The organism is Legionella sp. (genome assembly GCF_049790535.1).
GTDB lineage: Bacteria > Pseudomonadota > Gammaproteobacteria > Legionellales > Legionellaceae > Legionella.
Window position 1 is genome coordinate 12,352 of record NZ_JBAQZB010000131.1, and the last position, 24,328, is coordinate 36,679.

The window sequence follows — 24,328 nt, forward strand, 5'->3', positions numbered from 1 at the left end:
TTTGCTTTTTAGAAAGGTAATTGCAATGAATTTACATGAATACCAGGCCAAACAACTATTTGCTAGCTATAACTTACCTGTTCCAGCGGGTGAAGTGGCTTATAATGTTGAAGATGCTTTACAAGTAGCCTCCCAACTATCAACTACACGTTGGGTTGTTAAAGCACAGGTTCATGCAGGTGGCCGAGGCAAAGCCGGTGGCGTTAAATTAGTTTCTAACAAAGAGGAATTAGCCGCCGCAGTGAAAGCATTAATAGGCACGCACTTAGTTACGTATCAAACAGATGCGAAGGGACAACCAGTTAATGCGGTTTTAATTGAAGAAACTTGTGATATTGACAGAGAATTATATCTTGGTGCTGTAGTGGATAGAGCAACTCGCCGAGTGGTAATTATGGCCTCTACAGAAGGGGGCGTTGAGATTGAAAAAGTTGCTGAAGAAACTCCTGAAAAAATCTTTAAAGTAATTGTTGATCCTTTAGTTGGGGTGATGCCATTTCAAGGCCGTGACGCAGGGTTTAAATTAGGTTTACATGACGAGCAAATCAAGCAATTTACTCATTTAATGGTTTGTTTAGGTAAAATGTTTATGGAATGTGATTTAAGTTTGTTGGAAATTAATCCTTTGGTAGTAACCAAATCAGGGCAATTAATTTGTCTGGATGGTAAAATTAATATCGATGGTAATGCGTTATATCGGCAAGCAAAATTGAAGAGCATGCGTGATACTTCTCAAGAAGATGAGCGTGAAAACCGGGCCAGTGATTGGGAATTAAATTACATTCCCCTAGATGGTTCTATTGGTTGTATGGTTAACGGTGCTGGTCTGGCTATGGCTACTATGGATGTTATTAAGCTTCATGGTGGTGAACCAGCAAATTTCCTCGATGTAGGTGGTGGTGCAACTAAAGAACGAGTGAGTGAAGCGTTAAAAATTATTTTATCTGATAATAAAGTCAAAGGTATTTTAGTAAATATCTTTGGTGGTATCGTTCGTTGCGATCTTATTGCAGAAGGGATCCTTGCTGCTGTGAAAGAAGTTGATATAAAAATTCCTGTGGTAGTCCGACTCGAGGGCAATAATGCTCAATTAGGCGCTGATATTTTAAATAAAAGTGATTTAAATGTAATTGCTGCAACTAGTTTAACTGATGCTGCGAAGAAAATTGTGGCGGCGGTTGCTTAATTATATCTAGCGCTATAGAGCGAGTGCCTGAGTCCATAATTGGGCTAGGGTTTTAAACTAAATTTTGAGGTTAACAATGAGTGTATTAGTTAATAAACAAACCAAAGTACTGTGTCAGGGATTCACTGGCAAGCAAGGAACTTATCATTCAGAACAAGCGATTGACTATGGTACTCGTATGGTTGGTGGTGTAACACCAGGTAAAGGTGGTCAAATGCATTTGGGTCTTCCAGTATTTAACACAATGCGTGAAGCGGTAGAAGAAACTAAAGCTGAAGCCAGTGTAATTTATGTTCCGGCACCATTCTGTAAGGATTCCATTATAGAGGCTGCTGATGCGGGGATTCAATTAATTGTATGTATTACTGAAGGTGTACCTGTATTAGATATGCTGGAGGTAAAGGTTTATTTAGAAAACAATACCCAGGCTCGTTTAATCGGTCCAAACTGCCCAGGAATTATTACGCCTGGTGAGTGTAAAATAGGCATTATGCCTGGTTTTATTCATTTACCTGGCAAAGTAGGTATTGTGTCACGTTCTGGGACCTTAACTTATGAAGCTGTAAAACAAACTACAGATAAAGGTTTTGGCCAAAGTACTTGTATTGGTATTGGTGGTGATCCAATTCCTGGTACTAGCTTTATTGATGCACTAGCTTTATTTGAGCAAGACTCTCAAACACAAGCCATTATTATGGTTGGCGAAATTGGTGGTTCTGCGGAAGAAGAAGCTGCTGAATACATTAAATCAGAGGTTAGTAAGCCTGTGATCTCTTATATAGCGGGTGTTACTGCACCTGCAGGGAAGCGTATGGGGCATGCGGGTGCAATCATTTCGGGTGGTAAAGGCACAGCTGCTGAAAAATATGCTGCTTTAGAAGCTGCAGGTGTCAGAACAGTACGTTCACCTGCAGATTTGGGTGATGCAGTTGCTGAGGTAACAGGCTGGTAATTTAACGAGAGTTTTAAATAACATTTAGTTAGTATTTTGCTCCGCTTTAGCCATGTCTCGAAGTTTTGGCACGAGTTTCAAGTCCTGCATCAAAGCTTCGAAACGTAGTTCTCGTTCCTTTATTACAATGCCTTCTTAGGAGGAAGGCTTAACTCACATCTTAAGGTATTTCATGACGAATTTCAGAAGCATTGCTGATATAAGACGCGACTATGGTGAGTTAAATTTAAATGAAAAATCAGTTCATAAGGACCCCTTGATACAATTTCAACTTTGGTTTGAGGATGTTTTAAAAAATGAAACAAGTGATCCGACGGCTATGGTACTTTCTACTGTAGATGATAAAGGATGTCCTGATTCAAGAGTGGTTTTATTAAAAGGCATTAATGAAGGAAATTTCCTCTTTTATACTAATTATGAAAGTGCAAAGGCAATCCAAATGTTAAATAAACCTTATGTCGCACTTAATTTTTATTGGCCCCAGATGGCAAGACAAGTACGTATTCGGGGTGCAGTCATTCAAGTTAGTAAAGAACAATCAGATAATTATTTTTCATCAAGACCCTTCAAGAGCCAATTTAGTGCGATTATTTCACCTCAAAGTCATGAAATTTCTAATCGTGAAGCGTTAGAAACGGCTTTAAATGAACTCATTCAAAATCATGGCCAAGATGCTGTGGTGCGTCCAGATTATTGGGGAGGGTATAGAGTCATACCTGATGAAATTGAATTTTGGCAAGGCAGGGATAATCGTTTGCACGATAGAATTCATTATTACCGGCAAAAGGGGCAATGGAAACACCATCGCTTGGCTCCTTGACGGCAAAATTTACCGGTGAACATTTAGTTTTTGTCTTATAAGCTGTTTCACAAACAGAGTTTCTCTTTTCACGCCTAATTAAAATAGAAAAAGTCCTTAATTTTTACCTACTTCTAAGTTTCATAATTTTTCCATGAAATCCAGCGATCAAGTGCCGCAGCGAGATTTGTGGATACACTGTGGATAAGGTGTTGAATATAGGTAGATAAATAGTGTAAAAAAAAAAAATTGGCCCGTTAATTGCATCTATAATATTGAAAGCATAAAAGAAGAAATAAGTTTTGCTTTAAATTGTCAAAAATTAGTAAATATTTTTACTTTGGATTTTTAGTGAATTTTAAAGTCGTAGAATTGCTTTATGTGTATAAAATTAAATCATAAAAATATGAAATGAACACATCGTTTTAATAATTACACTTGGAGTAGTCACAGTTGAACGTAGAAAAATATAAAATAGATATATAAATTGAGGGTACAATAATGAACGACATTACTACAGCCTTACTACCAGACATCAAATTACGCTTTAGTATCGAACATCCAAGTTATGAGGAGAGCTATGACCTGGGTTATAAAGATGCATTGGCTTATGCTGCAGAAGAAGACAACCCGTTTCCCCAAGGTTCTCAAGAAGCTTCGCATTGGTTAGAAGGTTGGTGGGATGCATTAGCAGGAGAGGAGCCTTTGTTTGATACCAGTACCTTACCAAATCAAGAAATTTCATCAGAAGTTGCTGCAAATGATCAGCAATATTGTCACAAATCTAGTTTTTTATCATTAGTCATTGAAATTAGTGGTGCGATTGCTGCTTCAGCAATCTTGGGTTATCAACTATTTGAGTTGGTAGCTTAATTAGTCGTTATCTTGTTTTTATGATTAGGCGCGCATACGTTGGACCCTATGGTCCAACGGCCATTTGTATTAATTTTTAAAAAATTTTAAGATAAGAGAACGCATTCTAGCTGTTTCAGATGGATTAAATTCTTTATAAATATCACTACCAATGTCAAGGCATAGAGTAACCTTATCACCCAGTCCTTTTAGTAAATCTATCCCGGATAATTTAAGTAAATTAATTTTTTGTGTTATATCTCTAGCCCAAGCATCAAGATAATTCATTTCTGTGAAGACAGGAAGAAATACATTTTCATTATCTCGAAGAAATAAGACCTTTGGTTGCTCATCCTCTTGGTTTTTTTCAATAGGAATAATGAAATTTGCTTTTATAAATTCAAGATAAGCTTTGTTTGCTTGTTTAGTATTTCCAGAACAATCAAGCGCTTCTTTTATTGCCTTATTAAGTGCGTTCATTTTTAAGAATATCTTAGTGGTATAAAAATGGATTATAACTGACAGTGGTTCTTATTAAAATGAAATGTACTTCAATTCAGAATTTCATAGTCTTTGTATTTATTGGACAAAAACATAGATGACGGTATGTATATGCTTATACACTGTTGATATTAATAAGGCAAATAATTATGAAAACGCATGGCGGTTGGTTTGAGCTAGTTGAAAAATTGGCATCTGTACTCCTTTCTTTAGGTTGCTTTAATTGCTTCTACCAAAAAATTATCTGATAAAGTTATTTACTTTGCACGTGTTTAACCCATAGTCCTACAGAAATCAAACTATAGGTATGAAATAGATAACATCAGCAGTATAATGCATGTCTTTTGTTAATTTATCGTCATTTCAAATGATGAGTCGCTACTCGTGTGTTTACAAAACCAGACGAATTAGAGCTTTATACGTAGGGATTATATGAACATAATAAATGATTTTAAAATAGAGGTATATAACAATAAAAGTTATATGGGATTTGCCTGGTTGGTTTGGGGCCTGGCTGCGGCATTTTATTTTTCTGATTATTTGGCACGCGTTGCACCTGGAGTAATGCACCGATATTTACAAATTGATTTTGGAATTAATGAAGCAGGCTTCGGAATCTTAACTGCCTCGTTTTATATCCCATATATTTTTATGCAGATTCCAGTAGGACTCACCGTTGATCGTTTAAGCATCAGGGGGCTATTGACAGTGATGTCTTTAATCACCGCATTGGGTTGTTGTGTTTTTGGTCTTGCGGATGGTTTATTAATGGGATCAATCGGAAGAATGCTTATTGGTTTTAGTGCTGCTTTTGCGTTTGTCTGTTCTCTTCGTCTAGCTACATCCTGGTTTCCACCCACCATGCTGGGTTTGTTAGCCGGTTTAACCCAATCTTTGGGGATGTTAGGTGCTGCTGCCGGGGAAGCTCCTGTTTCTTTTCTCGTTAGTAATGTTGGCTGGCGCCATAGTATGTTGATTATTGCGTTTTTATTTATTGCTCTTGCTGGTTTGTTATATCAATTTGTACAAGATACCCCTGGGAAGCATTGTAGTGAGTCTCATTCGGTTAACCGACTCAGTGTTTTTCAAAGTTTAACAATCATTTTGTCATGCAAACAAACTTGGTTTAATGCCTTGTATGCTGGATTTTTATTTGGACCCACAGCGGTAATTGGTGAAGCAATTGGTCCTGCTTATTTACAATTTGGTCGAGGATTGGGAGCACATGCTGCGGCTTTTGCCACGGGTTTAATTTTCATTGGCTGGGGTATTAGTGGTCCAATATCTGGCTGGTTATCAGACAAAATGGGACGTCGTAAACCGATCATGATTCTTTCAGCAGTTTGCGGTATTATTTTCACTTCTTTATTTATATTTGGCCCTGATTTGAGTCAAAATTCTGCTTATTTACTCTTTTTTGCATTTGGTTTAACAAATACAGGTGTTGCTATAGCTTATGCGGTTTCTACAGAGTTACACACTCGCGATGTAGTTGGAACGTCTATTGCTTTTACCAATATGATTTCAATTTTTATTGGGGCTTTATTACAACCGTTGGTAGGGAGTTTAGTGGATAGGGTTGCAGGTGCTCGTGGTTATAATGTTGAATCTTTATCACTCTCAGATTTTCAGGGTGGGTTACAGCTATTACCTCTGTGTTCACTAATCGCTTTAATATTGGCATTCACAGTTAAAGAAACTTATTGTAAGCAAGTTAAGAAAATTTGATTAACAGAACATCTGATGTTTTGACCCTGATTTATTTGGTTTTTAAAGCCATGGAGTTATCGCACTTTCAGGTTATTTGCTGGTATACTTTACTCTGCAATTTTGCTACAAGCGAATTATTAACGTGGAGAACATAATGAAAAAATTGGCAGGATTAGTGATTATCCTGGCCGCTTTAGTTTTAGGCGGGTATTATGGTATGGGAGTTCTTACTGAGAGAACAATCAGAAAGAATATGGAGGTAATGGACCAATCGAATGGGTTGCACGCCAAAATAAAAAACTACAATCGAGGATTATTTAGCTCTACGGCTGAAATTGAGTGGCAGCTCCATATTCCTCAACGTGTTGTCACTGAGACAAATGGGACAGTGCAAACAATTTCTGCGCAAGATTATACCTTGGGAACACCACTTATTATTCATCACGGCCCGGTTATTTTTATTAATGATCACATGCGTTTCGGGATGGGTTATGCGGAGTCAGTGTTTCCATTTCCACACCAATATGATGCTCAATTTGACTCAACATTTACAAAAGAATCGATTAAACCACAATTGGATTTAAGCGTTTTCGTAAATTATTCTAATTACAGTACAATTAACTCCCACGTGCCCGCATTTCATTTATATGGCAAAGAAAGTAATTCTCGTTTTGATTGGTCAGGTATGAATATGACGACTACGATGTCGCCGGGAATGAAAAAAATTAGTGGAACTGTAGATCTTGATGACATACATATTGCAAAAGATGACTCCACAGCTGATATAAGTAAAGCTTCGACAGATTATGATTTGCATGAAACTTTATCTGGATTGTATTTGGGTGATGCAAACTTTAAACTGCCATCTTTTAATATTGCAGTGAAAGGTCAAAAGATATTTGAGATTATTGATTTGATAGTGAAATCAGACAGTGATATTGAACAACATCTTTTTAATAGTAACTTTGCCCTTACTATGAAATCAATATTTGCTAACGCACAAAATTATGGTCCGGGTGAGTTGGTAATGTCGCTAAGAAATCTTGATGCTGATGTTTTAGTTAAAATAAATCAACAAGCAGCTGCCATGCAAAATGGAACGGACGTACAACGCCAACAAGCCTTGATTGCATTGCTTCCAGAGTTAGCCAGATTATTTAGCAAAGGTGCAGAGTTTGAAATTTCTAAACTCAGCTTTACAATCCCGCAGGGTGAAGTTGAAGGTTCTCTTTTTGTTTCATTGCCTAAAGGGGAGAATATAAATCCATTTGAATTAATGCAAAAGATTAATGGTAAAGCTAAGTTGAAAGTTCCTGCAGCTGCTGTGAAAGAATTGATGCGACAATCTGTAATTCAGCAAATTGCAAAACAGCCTGATTTACAACAAACCCTGGCACAGCAATTACAGGGTAATCAAATTGTTTCAACGTCGGAAAATCAGCCAACACTTACAGTTGACCAAATTGCATCGATACAAACAGAAAAGCAATTGAGTGCGTTACAGCAAACAGGGTTGATTACAGTATTAGGAACTAATTATTTAATCGAAGTTACTTTGGAGCAAGGAAAGTTTATTGTTAATGGAAAGCCGTTTGATTCTGCAATGTTGAAATTCTAAAAACCATCTACTTTTCAAAGAGATAAACTGTTACAGTATATCTTACATTGGAATTTAAAGGGATTTTGGAACCCGGAAACACTGGTGATACGATGGTTATATGTTGATTCTTAACATAGTTTTTTCAGTTCTACCCTTGTCTCACACTGTTTGATTCGGTAATATATTGTTTTTAAAAGGAGGAGCTAATAATAATGACAACAATCAGTAATGAAGTAGGGGATAGTACCGCTTCACTAGCCGAGAGCGTAACACATTCAGTACAAAAATATTTTTCAGAGCTTAAGGGAACTGATCCTGTTGACTTATACCAGTTTGTACTTGAAGAAATTGAGACACCTCTCTTTCGTGCAGTAATGGAACACTGTAAGTACAATCAGTCTCGAGCTGCAATTATGCTGGGAATCAGTCGTGGAACATTAAGAACTAAGTTAAGACGTTATTTTGATGATAAATATGTGGGTACACGTGATTAGTAATTATTCACCTCGAATGTATACGATTGATTAAAAGGAGCCTAGGCTCCTTTTTTAAAAGTTTAAAGCCTATTGCTCTGCAAACATAGAACTAACAGATTCTTCAATATTTACGCGCTTAATTGCTTGTGCCAGCATATCAGATAGGCTAACTACACGGATCTTTTTGCATGCACGCCCTTCATCCGATAAAGGAATGGTATCAGTAATTACTACTTCATCAAGCCCTGAATTTTTAATATTGCTCACCGCTGGACCTGACAAAACGGGATGGGTAATGTAAGCCCTGACGCTTTGAGCTCCACTTTTCTTAAGTTCATGAGCTGCAGAACAAAGAGTACCTGCTGTATCCACAATGTCATCAATAATAATGCAGTTTTTATTTGCAGGTTCGCCAATGATGTGCATTACTTCGGATTTATTAGGCCCACTTCGTCGTTTATCAATAATAGCTAATTCAGCATGTTCAATTCGTTTCGCAACCGCACGGGCTCTCACAACGCCCCCAACATCAGGGGAGACCACCATTATATCTTTCAAGTTCTTTTTGGTGATGTCTTCTAACAATATGGGTGTGGAGTAGACGTTGTCAACAGGCATGTAAAAGAAGCCTTGAATCTGATCCGCATGCAAGTCTACAGTTAGAACACGGCAGATACCAACAGATGCCATCATATCTGCAACAATTTTTGCGGTAATAGGCACACGTGCTGAACGTACGCGTCTGTCCTGTCGGGCATAACCAAAGTAAGGAACAACTGCTGTGATACGAGCTGCCGAGGATCTTCTTAAAGCATCTGCCATGGCTAAAAGTTCCATCAGATTATTATTTGATGGAGCACAGGTGGATTGGATGACAAAAACGTCTCTACCGCGGACATTTTCTAAAATCTCAACCATAGTTTCACCATCACTGAAGGTTCCAACAGTCGCTTGACCTATGGGCAGTTGTAAATGAGCGGAAATTTTTTGTGCTAAGTCCGGGTTGGCGTTACCGGTGAATATCATCATTGTGGACATGCGTAAAAAGCCTTAGATTTAGGGTCATCATTTAACTTAAACACATAGCAGAAGACAGCCAAAAAGATATTATTATTATTCGAGCATTAAATTAAAATGCATCCTTCCAAGTTATCTTCTGCTGTCTGTTTACGTGTGAATCAACAAGAAAATGGCAGGGGTGCTAGGATTCGAACCTAGGTATGCAGGGATCAAAACCCTGTGCCTTACCGCTTGGCGACACCCCTATAGTTGCAGATTCTAAAAAAACTTCCGTAAGTTAATAAAATCTTTCATCCCTGCCAGATGTGATGCGTATTTTGCAGCGCTTTTGAGTCTATGTCAACTTTGAAGCACTAAATTTTTTTAATTTTTATCGTAAGTTATAAACCACCATTTTCTTGTTTGTAAATCTTATCCAGGAAGCTAGTGGTTTACTTACAGTTTAGCAAAAAAGTATTTCTAAACCGACCAATTTTTGATTATAACTTTAACCATTACCCCATTTCCATCAAGGCGAATTATTTTGGGAAGGTCCACTCCTTTAACTGAAGTGTAATTTCCAAAGGTAATGGTATAGCCATTTTGTCTTAATTGAACCAAATGGTTGTATTGATCGCGTTGTTCTGAACTTACTTTAGATGGGGCAGGTAAGCCTCTAATCCAATAAAAAAGATTGTTTACAGGCAGTCGGATTCCAGTTTGTTGGAGTAATAATTCGTCGGCATTGCTGGAACTAATTTTTTTAGGTCCATCCTGGAAGGTAATTGTATTGCCGTGTTTATTAATAAGAACAGTGCCTGCGCCTAATGGACCTATTAGACGAATGTGGTATGCTTCTGGACCATTTTGTACCCAATTCATCGATGCAGACCAGCCTTTAGATTTATTTTTGGCTGCCAAAGCGCCACTAATTTCCCAGGAAGTAATCGTGTTGGTTTTTTCCTTACGTTGTTTTACTGAAATTACTTTATTAAGTGTGGGAGGTTGATTAAGTGTTGGGACTTGTTGTGTTTCCATTAAGGGTTTTGGTGGAGCACAAGCTGTCAATAAGTAAATCGGAATTATAATGAAACGTTTTAAATTATTCATGTTTGCCTCAGTCCCTTATTCTAGTTTTTTAATTGTAACTACCCACTCAATATCAAAAAGTGGGTATATTTCCACGCAAATCTGGGCTGTTTCCCAAGATATTTTTACATTCCGATTAAGTAGTTACTTTTAATTAACAATACGCTAGACTGTTCATCTATGCAACCAGTCTTATTTAAACTAACATGAAATTAAAAGCAATATATCCAGGAACCTTTGATCCGGTGACTAACGGTCATGTGGATATTATAGTTCGCGCGATAAAAATTTTTCCGGAACTTATTGTGGCTGTGGCGAGTAATAAAGCAAAGCATCCTTTTTTCCCGTTGGAAACCAGAATTCGATTTCTAGAAGAAGCAGTTGGTCATTTATCTGGAGTGACAATTATTGGATTTGATAATTTATTAATTGATTTGGTGCAAGAACATAATGCTGAAGTTATTTTACGGGGTTTGCGTGCTGTTTCAGATTTTGAATACGAGTTTCAATTAGCAGGAATGAATCGAAAATTATATAAACAAGCAGAAACTATATTTTTAACCCCTTCAGAAAGTTTAATGTTTGTTTCTTCTACTTTGGTGCGAGAAATTGCTTGTTTAAATGGTGATATTTCTCAGTTTGTGCCTTTGTGTGTGGTCAAAGAGTTAGAAAAGAAGCATCAGCGTAAAGGAGCTATATAGTAGAATGCGTATCCATTTTTTGAGAGTTACTTTTGCCATCAGTTGTTTACTTCTGGGTACATCAGTGATTGCCAAACAACAAAACAGCCGTCCTCCTGGTTATGCAGTGGCTACGGCAAATCCTTTAGCAACTAATGCCGCCTTAGAAATGTTAGCACAAGGCGGAAATGCTTTTGATGCCAGCGTAGCAGCTGCTGCAGTACTGGCTGTTGTGGAGCCTTATCATTCAGGATTGGGGGGGGGTAGTTTTTGGCTATTACATCTGGAAAATGATCACAAAAATATTTTCGTTGATGCAAGAGAGACTGCCCCATTAGCAGCTAAAAAAGAGATGTATTTAGATGCTAATGGTAAAATTATTCCTGGTTTGTCATTAAATGGTGGTTTAGCTGCAGCGATTCCTGGTCAACCCGCGGCGCTTGTCTACATCGCTCAACATTATGGGTGTTTACCCTTATCCAAAACACTTGCGCCAGCAATTCATTTAGCACAGGAAGGGTTTTTAATTGATAATCAGTTTAACCGTTTTTTAAATAGACCCGATCGGCAAGAGCAAATTAAAAAATATCCGGCTACTGCGGCACTTTTTCTAAAAAATGGGCGACCGTATCAAATTGGGGAACGGTTGGTGCAAACTGATTTGGCCAAAACCTTAAAGTTGCTTGCTGAGAAAGGGCAAGAGGGTTTTTATAGTGGACAAGTTGCTCAAAAATTGGTTCAAGGTATTAATGCAGCGGGAGGAAAATGGACACTTGCTGATTTAGTTCAGTATCAAGTTAAGCTCAGAGAGCCTTTAGTAGGGGCATATCATAACATGTTGATCATTACTGCTCCGCCACCTTCTGCAGGTGGGGTTGCCTTATTAACTATGTTAAATATTTTATCTCATTATCCTTTATCATCATTTTCCAAAGTACAATGGATTCATTATTTAGTGGAGTCAATGCGTTTGGCTTATTGGCAGTATGAAGAATTCTTAGGGGATCCAGATTTCGTAGAGGTTCCTGTAGAAAAATTAGTTTCTTCAGAAAATGCAAAACAATTAAATGCTTTAATTCCTGAAAATAAAGCCATTTCTAGTAAAGTGTTGCAAGGACCCTTCAACAAGCCAGCTAAAGTTACGAATACTACACACATTTCCATCATGGATGCTGAAGGAAATCGTGTCGCTGCCACAATGACTATTAATTATATTTTTGGTTCCAGTGTGGTTGCCCCAGGAACGGGTGTTTTGCTTAATGATGAAATGGATGATTTTACTGCAAAAGTAGGTGAAGAAAATGTTTTTGGCATTGTAGGTATGGATAAAAATACAATTGCTGCGGGTAAAAGACCAGTATCAACAATGACGCCAACCTTCCTTGAGTCACCAGGGCGCGTCGCAATTTTAGGCACACCAGGTGGAAGTCGAATTGCTACCATGGTTCTCATTGCATCGTTAATTTTTCATGATGATTTTGGCGCCATTAGCATGGTATCTGCAATGCGTTTTCACCATCAGTTTATACCTGATGTAGTGCAATTTGAGCCTGATACTTTTTCGTCACAAATTCAAGAGGCATTAAAGAATATGGGCTACCAATTAATGCCCTTAGCCCAGTATTATGGGGATATGCAGGCCATTACTTGGGATAAAGAGACAAACATTTTAACTGCTGCTTCGGATCCTAGAGCTATTGGCTTGTCCACTTCAGTAGTGGTTAATAAGGGTGGTTATGGCGTGAAGTATTAACGTACTCATTTTGAGCTAGAGGGGTTAATTAGTCTGATCAATCATTCAATTTTTTAACTTATTCCCCGATTAAGTCTTTTATCGCCTGGTAGGTGCGTTCAATCAGTTGACTTTTATCTTTCAGGGAAAATTGGGAGGCATCGATGGGTTTGCCAACATGTATTTCTGCTTTTTGATTCAAATGAATAGAAAAGGTGCGGGCAGGAAGAATATTCTGAGCACCTCTAATCCCAATAGGAATAATGATTGCATTTGCTTCAATTGCGGTAACAAAAGCACCTTTTTTAAATGGGGCTAATTTTCCATCTTTGGAACGAGTACCTTCAGGAGCAACCCATATAATAATGCCGCTTTCCATTAATTCTTTTACGTACGTGAGGTCTTTCATTGCCTGATATCGTTGCTTGCGATCTATAAAGGGAAATTCTGCTGCCGCCATTCCCTTACCAAATAGAGGGATTTTAGATAGTTCCTTTTTTGCTAACATCCGAATGGAACAATTAGGAAATGCTTTAAAGCTTAAAGGAATATCGTAGGCGCTGGAATGATTGCACATCAAAATAGTAGCTTTTCCTGCTTCCGGGTGTATGTTATGAGGGTTCACCAAAGTATATTCTACTTTTACTTTATTAAGTAATTGATCAACCCAATGATGAATTACTTTATCTGTCCATGCTCTGGTGAGGGTACTAAAATAATATTTGCAGATACAGCGCATACTACTTATCGCAGTATAAAAAAATAACACGCTAATGATCCATGCGGTTCTGAGTTTATTTAATTTCATTATCGTTAAGGTCAGTTATATTAGTGATTAATATAGCTTAAGTCAGCTTCATTGCCCAGATAGCAAAAGATTATTTTGCACTATTAAAATTTATAGTGTTATTATTTTTGACACTCAGGACAAAAAGACGAACTGCGTCCACCAATGACCATGCTCGCAATGGGATGTTGGCATTGGAAACAGGGTTGATTTTTGCGACCGTACATTCTAAGCGAATTACTAAAATAACCTGGTTTGCCATCACAAGCATAAAAATCACGTAGCGTAGTGCCACCGCTTTGAATTGCCTGTTTAAGTACCTCTTTAATATGAGTTGTCAAAATATGACACTGTTCTTTAGAGATATTTTTTGTCGGTTTGTTTGGGTGGATTTTGGCCAGAAACAGACTTTCCGTAGCGTATATATTCCCAATACCGACCACAACTTTATTATCCATGATGAATGATTTGATGGGTTTATTTTTATTTTTTGCTCTGTGGTAGAAGTAGTCACCACTAAATTCTTCAGAAAGTGGTTCCGGACCTAAATGAGCTAGTAATGGGTGTTGGTGTGGGTTGTCATCGATATAAATGAACATTCCGAAACGTCTGGGATCATAAAATTGTAGTAGCTGATCATTAGACAGGGTTAAAGTAATATGATCGTGTTTTTGCGGAATGCTGTGCTTAGGAGCGATGCGCAAATGTCCTGACATTCCTAAATGTATTAGAAGATGTCCTTGTGAAAGCTGAATCAGAATGTATTTTGCTCGGCGAGTTAGAGCAACAATTTTTTTACCGAAGCAGAGTTCAGCAATATTATTCGCTACAGGTATTCTAAAATTAAAATTACGTACGGTAATTTCTTGAATAATTTGTCCTTCCAAATGAGGTTTAATTCCTTGTTTCGTTGTTTCAACTTCAGGTAATTCAGGCATTATTTTTTATCGTCGTGTTCAATGATTCGGCCAGGAGCCTTCTTAGTTATTACAGAATTTTTAGAATTTGGGAAGAGAAGTCCTTTAACTAAAGAGAGCAGCCAGAGCACACCGCCGATCATTAATCCCCAAATTACAACATAGGAAAACATAAACAATAGACCGATAAAAAGGGCGATAGCAATTCCTGCAATGATAAATGGAACTAAGGTTTCAAAGATCTTTGATGGTTGTAATTTAGTGTTCATGGCATTTCCAAACTTGAACTTTAATTTCTCATTATCGACTACATTGTAATATGTTGCAATGTTTAGAAATGTGTTATAATTACTTCGATATAAAAGTACTTAAAGTTTTAGAGGGAGAATCCAGCTTAGGAACGGCATTTCTTAATAGTGCATTTGACGTGGAGTTATTATGGTTTTTGGCTATTTAAACCTATCTCTTTGGGGATACATTCTTGCAGGATTAATTTTAACGCAAATTACTATAGCCGCGGTAACGCTGTACCTTCACCGCTATCAAACTCACAGAGCATTAATTTTACATCCTATTATAAGCCATTTTTTTCGTTTCTGGCTGTGGTTAACTACCGGAATGGTTACAGCAGATTGGGTGGCTATTCATCGAAAACATCACGCTACCACTGATGTTGAAGGTGATCCTCATAGCCCTGTAGTCTTAGGAATTAAAAAAGTATTTTGGGAAGGTGCTGAACTCTATCGAGATGCACGTAAAGACAGAGAAATGGTAGCGAAGTATTCTCATGGTACACCGACAGATTGGATAGAGCGAAAAGTTTATTCTTCTCATTCTTCCAAAGGTATTTTGTTAATGCTTTTCATTGATCTATTCTTGTTTGGTGTTCCTGGAATAACGATGTGGGCTATTCAAATGATGTGGATTCCCGTACATGCTGCTGGTGTAGTTAATGGAATTGGTCATCATTGGGGCTACAGAAATTATGAATGTCGCGACGCAGCAACTAATATTTTTCCTTGGGGATTTTGGATTGGGGGTGAAGAGTTGCATAATAACCACCATACTTTTGCCTCTTCTGCAAAGTTTTCTGTTAAGTGGTGGGAGTTTGATATTGGTTGGTTGTACATTCGTATTCTCTCATTTTTCGGATTGGCAAAGGTAAAAAAACTTCCTCCCAAGTTGGCTGTTGATGAAGGTAAATTAAATGTAGATTTGGATACCGTGAAAGCAGTAATTTCTAATCGGTTCCAAGTAATGTCGAATTACTATAAAAATGTGATAAGACCTATATTGAAACAAGAAAAAAATAAAACCTCTGATGCTAAGGAAATTAAAAAACTGTTTACTAGAGCTGGAAGTTTATTACGACGCGAAGATTCTTTATTAACATCACATGCTAAAATGCGTTTGTATACTTTATTAGAAGCTCGTGAACAATTACGTGTTGTTTACGCATATAAACAATCATTACAAAATGTTTGGATGAAAACAGCAGCTTCACAAAAAGAATTAATCGAGGCATTACAGCAATGGTGTCGCCATGCTGAAGAGTCTGGTCTTGAAGTACTTAAACAGTTTGCGCAGCAATTAAAAGGATATGTACCAGTTTATCAGACAATTTAAATTTAATTAATTGTCAACTGCTTTTGATTCTTCTTAATTTCATTAATAACAGGGAGTTATTCATGACGAAAAGAGTAGCAATAGTTACAGGTGGAACTGGGGGAATCGGATCAGCAATTTGTCAGCGTTTAGCTGCAGATTTTCAAGTTATAGCCTGTTACTTTAAACATGGAAATCATGAAGAAGCAAAACAGTGGCAAGAAGAACAAAAAAAACTCGGCTTTGATATGGATATCATTTATGCTGATATGGTTCAATTTACTGATTGTGAAAAACTAACTGCTCTAATTTTAGAGCGTTATGGTTATATTGACGTGTTAGTCAATAATGCTGGTATTACTCACGATTGCAGTTTAAGAAAAATGTCTCCCCACCATTGGCAGCAAGTTCTTGATGCTAATCTGACCAGTGTTTTTAATATCACTCGCAATATAATTCCCCATATGCTGGATAAAGGTTATGGTCGTATCGTCAGCATTTCTTCAATTAACGGACGCAAAGGACAGTTTGGTCAATGCAACTATGCTTCTACTAAAGCCGCATTATTTGGTTTTACTAAAAGTCTAGCTTTAGAGGTAGCGACTAGAGGAATTACTGTTAATACTATTTCTCCAGGATATATAGACACTTCCATGCTTGCTGCACTTAAAAAAGAAACATTAGATGCAATTATCGCAAATATTCCTATAGGACGATTGGGTACACCAAAAGAAATTGCTGATGCAGTTGCTTTTTTGGTTTCGGAAAACAGTGGATTTATTACTGGAGCGAATTTAGATATTAATGGCGGTCAATATATGTAACAGGACTAATTTCCAAAATTTGGACGTTTTGCGAATTCTGCCAACCTCTACTCAAAAAACTAACTAAAAGAGAATTTTATGCATAATTACAACCTGGTTTTAATTACCGGCGGTACAGGAGATATTGGTACTGCAATTGCCAAACAATTAAATGCTTCATCAAAAAATGTATTTGCGCTTGATTTAGTTCCCGTAGAAGAAGGTAAAGCATGGGAAAGTAAAGTGAGGCAAGAGGGGTATAATAATATATCTTTTCGTCATATGGATGTAACTAATTATGATGAATGTGAACACGTTATTTATTCAATCATTAAGGACTGTGGTAATGTTGATGTCTTAGTTAATAATGCAGGTATTACCCGTGATGCAGTGTTTACTAAAATGACTAAGAAGCAATGGGATGAAGTATTGCGTGTGAATCTTGACGGTATGTTTAATGTGACTCGTCAAGTGGTGGATAATATGAGAGAACATGAATTTGGAAGAATTGTGAATATTTCTTCTGTAAATGCTCAAAAGGGACAGTTTTCCCAAGCAAATTATGCTGCTTCTAAAGCAGGCGTTTACGGTTTTACGAAAAGCTTGGCGCAAGAATTAATGAGTAAGAATATTACTGTGAATAGTTTATCTCCTGGTTATGTGGATACTCATTTAATGAAAGGAATACGACCTGATATTCTCAAATCGATTGTTGCTCAGATTCCGGCAAAGCGCTTGGCAGATCCCAAAGAAATTGCTTGGGCTGTTGAGTTTTTGGTAAACGAAAAAAGTAGCTATATCACAGGCGCTAACCTAAGTATTAATGGCGGTCTTCACATGTACTAGTGTTACTGTTGTTATCCTATCAACATATTTTAATGGTTCTTACTCTACCGACCCAGATTTTATCTTCTCTCTTAATAGGGGAAGTTTTGATTAAATTAAACTTTGGTTGTTGTAGCTTAAGCACTTGCCACTTTGCAAAATTATATTAATATTCATGGGAGAATTAGATGAGTCGTTTAATAAAAAAATATAAAAATCGTAGGCTTTATGATACTGAAACAAGTCAATACATTACCCTTGAGCAATTACAGCATTACGTAGTGGATGGTGTTAAATTTAAAGTGGAAGACTCTCTAAATGGAAAAGACCTGACTAATTCGATTTTGTTGCAAATAATTGTTGAAATGGAAGCAGGTGCCACACAATTTTTATCCGCTGATATTTTGCGACAAATAATTTCTTTAGCGAATCATCCCATGCATTCTTCATTGAAAACTATGATGGAACAAATGTTTCAAGTTATGGAAAAGCCATTACAAAATAATCCTTATGCTAAGGCAACTGAAACTTGGAATCAACAATTGCAGAACATAATGCAACAGTGGCAGAATTTTTTTAAGTCGTAAAGGAAATTTTTTTATGCTGCATTGCAAAAAAAGTGTTTTAACTCATTGACAAAATTAATATAGATATACTATTATTAAATTGTGCAGTGCAACATAACTTGGAGAACATCATGAACCAGCCTAATTTTGATAAATGGAGCAATTTGGCTCAGAAGTTACAAGTGCCTTTTCAAGCCCTAGCCGATTTGAATGTTAAAGCGCTACAAAATGTAACTTATATGAAACCAGAAGAACTTGCTACTATAAAAAAACCTGAAGATTTGTTGGAAAAGCAAATTAATTTAGTAGTTGAGAATGGCCATAAGGCATTAGATTACATGCAAAAATCTTTTCAAATTCTTGAAAAAGCAATGCTCAGTCTGGTTGAAGAAGCTAAAAAATCTTAAGCTTAATGGGGTAATTTAAAAAGCAACTCGTTCCCGCGCTAGGCGGGAATCCATCAAATCACATGTCCTCTTGTTGTATTAATTCTTTGTTTGCAGCATGAATGAAAAAGGGCAATTAAAACTGCCGTTACCTAGTCCCGTCACTACAAAAGCAAAAAAACTGTAATTCTAATCAGTAATCAGAACTTACTGACGCCATTTCATTAGTTAAATGAAACGGTTTTTTTTATTTTAGTGTGTGAGAAATGGCACTTTAGTGAATCTACGATCTGTTGCAATACACTACCCTAGTTAGAACAATTAACATCCCCTCACTATATCAGCTTGCTAAATACAGACTATTTATCAGAGTGTAGGTTATAAAAGCAAGCTCATTTTCATTAGGTAAAGCAAACACAAAGCCTCCTTGAGTTCCCACATACATCATACTGGCACTGGCAGGGACGAAAAGGCTATAGACTTGCTGGGCAATTGCTGTTCCCCAAGAACCGCCACCCATTAAGGAAGCGCTGCTGTATACCAATTCATTTGCAGTTCCTACATACAATAGACCATTGGCGAGATAAACGCTACGGATAGCGCTTCCATCCGGTTTGCCATTAATCTCAGTCCAACTAATCGCAGCATTGCTTGAGTAGTACACAAACCCATTTGCAGTACCAGCGTATAAGTCATTAGCAGAGACTACATAAAGACTATTAACCGACGAACTATCTGGAGAACCGATAAGGGTCCAATTACCACCAGGATTAGCTAAAGATAAAGAGTACACATTACCTGCGGCAGTACCTGCATAAAGCGTAGTAGAGGTAACGTAAATACTTTGCACTGAAGTTAGATCAGGTGGTAGGGTTGCTTGCCACAGAATTCCTTCATTATTTGAATAATATACATTACCATTTGCAGTACCTGCATAAAGTGCAGTTGGACTAGCAAATACAGCATTCACAGAACTTCCATCAAGCCCTGCAGTTGGAGCCCAGGTCGTTCCATTAGTTGATGAAAAGTAGACAATCCCATTTGCACCACCAGCAACAAAGCTTGCAAAAGGGGTTACCGCATTAGAGGGGGCTGAAGCAGGATCCGTGCCCGTTGCATTGGTAGCTGTGACCATGAAGGTATAGCTTACGCCGTTCGTTAAGCCAGTAACAGTACATGTTAACGCACCCGTTGTAGCACAGGTGAGTCCACCGGGGCTTGAAGTTACTATATAGCCGGTAATTGGTGCACTGCCATTAATAACAGGGCTCCAGGTAACTGTTACCTGAGCGTTGCCTACAGTGGCGACTACATTAGTAGGTGCGGCAGGAACGCTCGTGCTCTGAAGGACGATGCTCTTAGCTACGGTAGGACGCACTGGAAATAAACAATAGCCATTGGGAATCGGAGTGCATGCAACTCCTAGGTTGGTTATGGCATAGCCGGGGGTATTAATTTTAATTCCGGCAGAGGAATAAAAATGATTGGGTACCGCAAGGATGCTTAAATTTAATGCTGAAACAGTATAATTTTGACAGGATATAGGCCCTTTACCATTTAAACAGAGGGTAATATCAACATTGGCTGGTACACCGGTGGCAGTGACGTTAAACAATAAGCCACTTTCAGCAAACACAGTTTGACAGAACATTAATAACAGGGCAACCCCCGTTTTAATCACCATCCTTTTTATCATTTTCTATTCCTTATATAAAAACAGGTAAATTTCGCATAGGACTTCCTAGGCTTACATACTGTCCAATCTTAGCGCATTAATCAATTGTTTTTTAAATTCGTTCTGTCTCAAAGAGAAGTCGCGATAACCACATTCCAGAGGTATAGAACCAAATAATTACTTTATTTGCTTTACATTAGAATACTCAATAACATATTAAAAGTTATTAATTTTTGACAATCAATTACCACAAAAAAATATTATGGTAATTAATTGTCGCTGTAAAGAGTTTTATGTCTTTAAATATTTTTTTTCTATAGAGTTTAAATTCATGTAGAACATTTAATTATTCATGGCCTTAAATAAAAGAAAAATATATTTTTATTAAATATACTGTACTTCAATAATTTCGTAATCAACCAAACCACCAGGAGTATTTACGGTGACTGTATCATCCAATTCTTTACCAATTAAAGCGCGGCCAATTGGTGAGCTGTATGAAATTTTTTGTAGTTTGATATCTGCTTCATCTTCACCAACAATTTTGTAAGTGATTTCCGCATCGGTTGCCAGATGACACACAGTGACGGTAGAACCAAAAACCACTTTGCCGTTATTAGGGAGTTTACTGATATCAATAACTTGCGCATTCGATAATTTTGCTTCCAGTTCTTGAACTCTACCTTCATTGAAACTTTGTTGTTCACGAGCGGCATGATATTCCGCATTTTCTTTTAAGTCACCATGCGCACGTGCTGTGGCAATAGCTTCAACAATACGAGGCCTATTGACAAATTTTAAATGGTGTAATTCTTCTTTTAGTGCTTGCGCACCTTCAATTGTCATGGGATGTTTATTCATATCTACCTCTAAATATAATGCCCTGGTATTAAAACTCTTTCCTAGCCCTCTTCTTGTAAGCGGAAACCCAAACCTCATACCAAGATATCAATTAGTTAATGTAAATCCTGTAACCGAGTTACAGTTTCTCTGTCTTCATATTTCATAGCAAGACATGCTGCTTCACCACCTGATAAGGTTGTAGTATAGCTAACCTTGTGTTGTAATGCATTGCGTCTAATTGCAAAAGAATCGGCAATCGCTTGCTTACCTTCAGTGGTGTTTACAATAAAATCAATTTCATTATTTTTGATTAAATCCAAAACATGAGGACGTCCTTCACCTACCTTTAATACTCTGCGACATTCAACGCCTGCTGCTTGTAATGCTAGGGCAGTACCTCGAGTTGCAATGATTTCAAAACCTAATTCAATTAAGCGTTTTGCAATCTCACCTACTCGAGTTTTATCGGCATTACGCACTGAAATAAAAGCACGTCGTCGCCTAACAATGTTACAACTTGCACCTAATTGTGCTTTAGCATAGGCTTGTCCAAAACGTCTGGCAATACCCATGACTTCTCCAGTGGATTTCATCTCAGGGCCCAAAATGGAATCCACTCCAGAAAACTTAATAAATGGGAAAACTGGTAATTTAATTGAGTAAAATGCTGGCATATGATGATGGTTTTGGCTCAAACCCTGATCTTTAAGACTAATACCTAACATGCAACGAGCAGCTATTTTTGCTAAAGGCAAACCCGTAGCCTTTGAAACAAAAGGAACTGTTCTCGAAGCGCGTGGATTTACTTCCAGCACATAAATATCATCTGCCTGAATGGCAAATTGTGCATTAATCAAACCAACGACACCTAATTTCAATGCCATTTGGCGCATTTGTTCCATCAAATCTTGTTGCACTACCACGCTTAAACTAAAAGGAGGCAGTGTACAAGCTGAATCACCTGAATGAATTCCTGCTTGTTCAATATGTTCCATTACCGCACCAATCAACACTTCTTTGCCATCGCAAATCGCATCAATATCTACTTCAATCGCATCATTCAAAAATTTATCCAATAACACAGGAGAATCATGTGAGACAGCTACCGCATGGGCTAGATAATAACGTAAATCTTCTTCTTGATACACTATCTCCATAGCGCGACCACCTAGAACATATGAAGGTCTGACTACTAAGGGATAACCAATTTTATTAGCTAAGATAATGGCTTCTTCTTCACTACGTACAGTGCCATTTTCGGGTTGATGCAAACCTAATTCAGTAATCATCCTTTGAAAACGATCTCGGTTTTCAGCCATATCAATTGCATCTGGAGAGGTACCAATTATTTTGACACCATTAGCTTCTAAAGAATATGCTAATTTTAATGGCGTTTGACCACCATAATGGACAATGATGCCATCAGGTTTTTCTATATCAACAATTGCTAAAACATCTTCAAGCGTTACTGGTTCAAAATATAGGCGATCTGAAGTATCGAAATCAGTTGAAACAGTTTCTGGATTACAATTTACCATAATCGTTTGGCAACCTGCTTCTCTTAAGGCCATAGCAGCATGCACGCAACAATAATCAAATTCGATTCCTTGACCAATGCGGTTCGGGCCACCGCCTAGAATCATAATTTTTTTCTTACCACTTTCAGGTCGTGCTTCACAACTACGCTCATAACAAGAATACATATAAGCAGTATCACTGGGAAATTCACCAGCACACGAATCAATGCGTTTATATACGGGAAGAATACCTAACTTTTTACGATGATGACGTATATCCTCCTCAGCACAAGAGAATAATTGCGCTAAATAAGCATCTGCAAAACCGTGCCGCTTTAGTGAATGTAATAGTGTCTTATCGAGTTCTTCAATTGCTAAGCCTAATACTGAACGCTCCATAAGCACTAATTCTTCGATTTGTGCCAGAAACCAGGGATCAATACGGCTTTCCAAATGAATTTCTTCCAGCGAGATATGCTGACGAAATGCATCTGCAATATACCAAAGCCTATCGGGAGTAGGTTCACGCAAATGGCCTCTTAATTGGGCTAGCTCCCCTTTTTTAAATAAAGAATTTAAACCACAACGTCCAATTTCCAAACTACGAATCGCTTTTTGTAAAGACTCTTGAAAATTGGAGCCAATAGCCATTACTTCTCCAACAGATTTCATCTGGGTAGTTAAAATGTTGGAAGTTTGTGGAAATTTATCAAAGTTAAAACGTGGTATTTTGGTCACTACATAATCAATGCTTGGCTCAAAGGATGCCGGAGTTCTACCTCCAGTAATTTCATTTTTAAGCTCGTCAAGTGTATAACCAACAGACAATTTCGCTGCGATTTTCGCAATTGGAAAACCAGTTGCCTTAGAAGCCAAAGCAGAGCTGCGCGATACTCTTGGGTTCATTTCTACAACCAGCATACGCCCATCTTCAGGATTGATGGCAAATTGTACATTAGAACCACCACTATCTACACCAACAGCTCTTAAAACCTTAATTGCCGCATCACGCATCCGTTGGTATTCTTTATCTGTTAAAGTTTGTGCAGGCGCTACGGTAATTGAATCACCCGTATGAACACCCATGGGATCAAAATTTTCAATAGTACAGACAACAATGCAATTATCATTTGTATCCCGTACTACCTCCATTTCAAATTCTTTCCAACCAAGCACTGATTCATCAATTAATAATTCATGAGTAGGAGATAATTCCAAACCGCGAGTACAAATTTCTTCAAACTCTTCTCGATTATAAGCAATGCCACCGCCACTGCCACCCATGGTGAATGATGGACGAATAATTGCAGGATATCCCAATTGTGCCTGTACTTGAATCGCTTCTTCCATACTGTGTGCGATGGCAGAACGAGGCATATCCAAACCAATTTTTATCATTAATTGACGAAATTTTTCACGATCTTCTGCCTTATCAATGGCCTCACGGGTAGCACCAATCATTTCTACTGAATAGCGTGCTAAAACACCCTCACGTACCAAATCTAAAGCACAATTTAAGGCTGTTTGACCACCCATGGTAGGTAATAAGGCATCAGGACGTTCAATTTCTATAATAGAAGCCACTTCTTTCCAGGAAACCGGTTCGATATAAGTTGCATCCGCAAGTTCGGGGTCTGTCATAATGGTTGCGGGATTGGAATTGACTAATATAACGCGATATCCTTCCTCTTTCAGCGCTCGTACGGCTTGAGTACCAGAATAATCAAATTCACAGGCTTGCCCAATGACAATGGGACCTGCACCAAGTATCAGTATGGATTTAATGTCAGTTCGTTTAGGCATAGCGACCACAAAAAAAATACGTGCT

At 37.7% G+C, this 24,328-nt stretch carries 23 protein-coding genes and 1 tRNA gene; 14 read left to right on the top strand and 10 right to left on the bottom strand.

Annotation, left to right across the window (positions count from 1 at the left end; genetic code table 11):
* Positions 1-25: 25 nt before the first annotated feature.
* The 4 genes from sucC (at position 26) to WA877_RS08480 (ending at position 3,810) form a co-directional block, all read left to right on the top strand.
* Entirely contained in the window at positions 26-1,186 is a 1,161-nt protein-coding gene (gene sucC / locus WA877_RS08465) for an ADP-forming succinate--CoA ligase subunit beta (RefSeq protein WP_425170481.1), read from the top strand.
* A gap of 76 nt (positions 1,187-1,262) precedes the next feature.
* Entirely contained in the window at positions 1,263-2,138 is an 876-nt protein-coding gene (sucD, locus tag WA877_RS08470) for a succinate--CoA ligase subunit alpha (RefSeq protein ID WP_425170482.1), read from the top strand.
* A 172-nt stretch (positions 2,139-2,310) separates the two neighbouring features.
* Positions 2,311-2,958 (top strand): pyridoxamine 5'-phosphate oxidase, encoded by a 648-nt coding sequence (gene pdxH / locus WA877_RS08475; RefSeq protein WP_425170483.1) that lies wholly within the window; start codon positions 2,311-2,313, stop codon positions 2,956-2,958.
* Between the two features lie 480 nt (positions 2,959-3,438).
* Entirely contained in the window at positions 3,439-3,810 is a 372-nt protein-coding gene (locus WA877_RS08480) for a transmission trait enhancer LetE (protein ID WP_425170484.1), read from the top strand.
* A gap of 69 nt (positions 3,811-3,879) precedes the next feature.
* Here the strand turns inward: WA877_RS08480 and WA877_RS08485 are convergent, their stop codons facing one another.
* On the bottom strand, positions 3,880-4,269 hold the full coding sequence (locus WA877_RS08485) for an SseB family protein (RefSeq protein WP_425170485.1): 390 nt from the start codon (positions 4,267-4,269) through the stop codon (positions 3,880-3,882).
* 453 nt (positions 4,270-4,722) lie between these two features.
* Between WA877_RS08485 and WA877_RS08490 the strand changes: the two genes are divergently transcribed.
* The 3 genes from WA877_RS08490 (at position 4,723) to WA877_RS08500 (ending at position 8,094) form a co-directional block, all read left to right on the top strand.
* Positions 4,723-6,018 carry an MFS transporter gene (locus tag WA877_RS08490; RefSeq protein ID WP_425170486.1) on the top strand — a complete coding sequence of 432 codons (1,296 nt, stop codon included), beginning with the start codon at positions 4,723-4,725 and terminating at the stop codon, positions 6,016-6,018.
* A gap of 136 nt (positions 6,019-6,154) precedes the next feature.
* On the top strand, positions 6,155-7,618 hold the full coding sequence (locus WA877_RS08495) for a YdgA family protein (protein ID WP_425170487.1): 1,464 nt from the start codon (positions 6,155-6,157) through the stop codon (positions 7,616-7,618).
* Positions 7,619-7,812: 194 nt separating this feature from the next.
* Complete coding sequence (locus tag WA877_RS08500) at positions 7,813-8,094, top strand: helix-turn-helix domain-containing protein (RefSeq protein ID WP_425170488.1); 282 nt, start codon at positions 7,813-7,815, stop codon at positions 8,092-8,094.
* A 69-nt stretch (positions 8,095-8,163) separates the two neighbouring features.
* Here WA877_RS08500 and WA877_RS08505 read toward each other — a convergent pair whose 3' ends face one another.
* The 3 genes from WA877_RS08505 to lolB form a co-directional block, all read right to left on the bottom strand.
* Positions 8,164-9,114, bottom strand: a complete 951-nt coding sequence (locus tag WA877_RS08505) for a ribose-phosphate pyrophosphokinase (protein ID WP_425170489.1) — start codon at positions 9,112-9,114, stop codon at positions 8,164-8,166.
* A 152-nt stretch (positions 9,115-9,266) separates the two neighbouring features.
* Positions 9,267-9,341, bottom strand: a tRNA-Gln gene (locus tag WA877_RS08510).
* A gap of 214 nt (positions 9,342-9,555) precedes the next feature.
* The gene (gene lolB / locus WA877_RS08515) at positions 9,556-10,185 is read right to left on the bottom strand and encodes a lipoprotein insertase outer membrane protein LolB (protein ID WP_425170490.1); all 630 of its coding nucleotides are present in this window, start codon (positions 10,183-10,185) and stop codon (positions 9,556-9,558) included.
* Positions 10,186-10,370: 185 nt separating this feature from the next.
* On the opposite strand from lolB, the gene coaD reads away from it, so the two are divergent.
* Complete coding sequence (gene coaD, locus WA877_RS08520) at positions 10,371-10,865, top strand: pantetheine-phosphate adenylyltransferase (protein WP_425170491.1); 495 nt, start codon at positions 10,371-10,373, stop codon at positions 10,863-10,865.
* Positions 10,866-10,869: 4 nt separating this feature from the next.
* Positions 10,870-12,597 (top strand): gamma-glutamyltransferase, encoded by a 1,728-nt coding sequence (gene ggt, locus WA877_RS08525; protein WP_425170492.1) that lies wholly within the window; start codon positions 10,870-10,872, stop codon positions 12,595-12,597.
* Positions 12,598-12,655: 58 nt separating this feature from the next.
* Here ggt and WA877_RS08530 read toward each other — a convergent pair whose 3' ends face one another.
* From WA877_RS08530 to WA877_RS08540, 3 genes are all read right to left on the bottom strand, one after another.
* On the bottom strand, positions 12,656-13,384 hold the full coding sequence (locus WA877_RS08530; protein ID WP_425170493.1) for a lysophospholipid acyltransferase family protein: 729 nt from the start codon (positions 13,382-13,384) through the stop codon (positions 12,656-12,658).
* Positions 13,385-13,485: 101 nt separating this feature from the next.
* Entirely contained in the window at positions 13,486-14,301 is an 816-nt protein-coding gene (gene mutM, locus WA877_RS08535) for a bifunctional DNA-formamidopyrimidine glycosylase/DNA-(apurinic or apyrimidinic site) lyase (protein ID WP_425170494.1), read from the bottom strand.
* Positions 14,301-14,549, bottom strand: coding sequence for a hypothetical protein (locus tag WA877_RS08540; RefSeq protein ID WP_425170495.1), 249 nt, complete (start codon positions 14,547-14,549; stop codon positions 14,301-14,303). Before WA877_RS08540 ends, mutM begins: the two co-directional genes overlap by 1 nt.
* A 169-nt stretch (positions 14,550-14,718) precedes the next feature.
* Between WA877_RS08540 and WA877_RS08545 the strand changes: the two genes are divergently transcribed.
* The 5 genes from WA877_RS08545 (at position 14,719) to WA877_RS08565 (ending at position 18,486) form a co-directional block, all read left to right on the top strand.
* A complete protein-coding gene (locus tag WA877_RS08545; protein ID WP_425170496.1) occupies positions 14,719-15,906 on the top strand; it encodes a DesA family fatty acid desaturase in 1,188 nt (395 codons plus the stop codon).
* 62 nt (positions 15,907-15,968) lie between these two features.
* Positions 15,969-16,709, top strand: a complete 741-nt coding sequence (gene phbB / locus WA877_RS08550; protein ID WP_425170497.1) for an acetoacetyl-CoA reductase — start codon at positions 15,969-15,971, stop codon at positions 16,707-16,709.
* Between the two features lie 78 nt (positions 16,710-16,787).
* Positions 16,788-17,534 carry an acetoacetyl-CoA reductase gene (phbB, locus tag WA877_RS08555; RefSeq protein WP_425170498.1) on the top strand — a complete coding sequence of 249 codons (747 nt, stop codon included), beginning with the start codon at positions 16,788-16,790 and terminating at the stop codon, positions 17,532-17,534.
* Positions 17,535-17,701: 167 nt separating this feature from the next.
* Positions 17,702-18,100 (top strand): polyhydroxyalkanoate synthesis regulator DNA-binding domain-containing protein, encoded by a 399-nt coding sequence (locus WA877_RS08560; protein ID WP_425170499.1) that lies wholly within the window; start codon positions 17,702-17,704, stop codon positions 18,098-18,100.
* A gap of 110 nt (positions 18,101-18,210) precedes the next feature.
* Entirely contained in the window at positions 18,211-18,486 is a 276-nt protein-coding gene (locus WA877_RS08565) for a phasin family protein (RefSeq protein WP_425170500.1), read from the top strand.
* Between the two features lie 319 nt (positions 18,487-18,805).
* Here the strand turns inward: WA877_RS08565 and WA877_RS08570 are convergent, their stop codons facing one another.
* The 3 genes from WA877_RS08570 to carB all read right to left on the bottom strand — a co-directional run bounded on the left by WA877_RS08570 (position 18,806) and on the right by carB (position 24,303).
* Positions 18,806-20,161: a fibronectin type III domain-containing protein gene (locus WA877_RS08570; protein ID WP_425170501.1), complete on the bottom strand. Its 1,356-nt coding sequence runs from the start codon at positions 20,159-20,161 to the stop codon at positions 18,806-18,808.
* Positions 20,162-20,524: 363 nt separating this feature from the next.
* Complete coding sequence (gene greA / locus WA877_RS08575) at positions 20,525-21,001, bottom strand: transcription elongation factor GreA (RefSeq protein WP_425170502.1); 477 nt, start codon at positions 20,999-21,001, stop codon at positions 20,525-20,527.
* 95 nt (positions 21,002-21,096) lie between these two features.
* Entirely contained in the window at positions 21,097-24,303 is a 3,207-nt protein-coding gene (carB, locus tag WA877_RS08580; protein WP_425170503.1) for a carbamoyl-phosphate synthase large subunit, read from the bottom strand.
* Positions 24,304-24,328 lie beyond the last annotated feature (25 nt).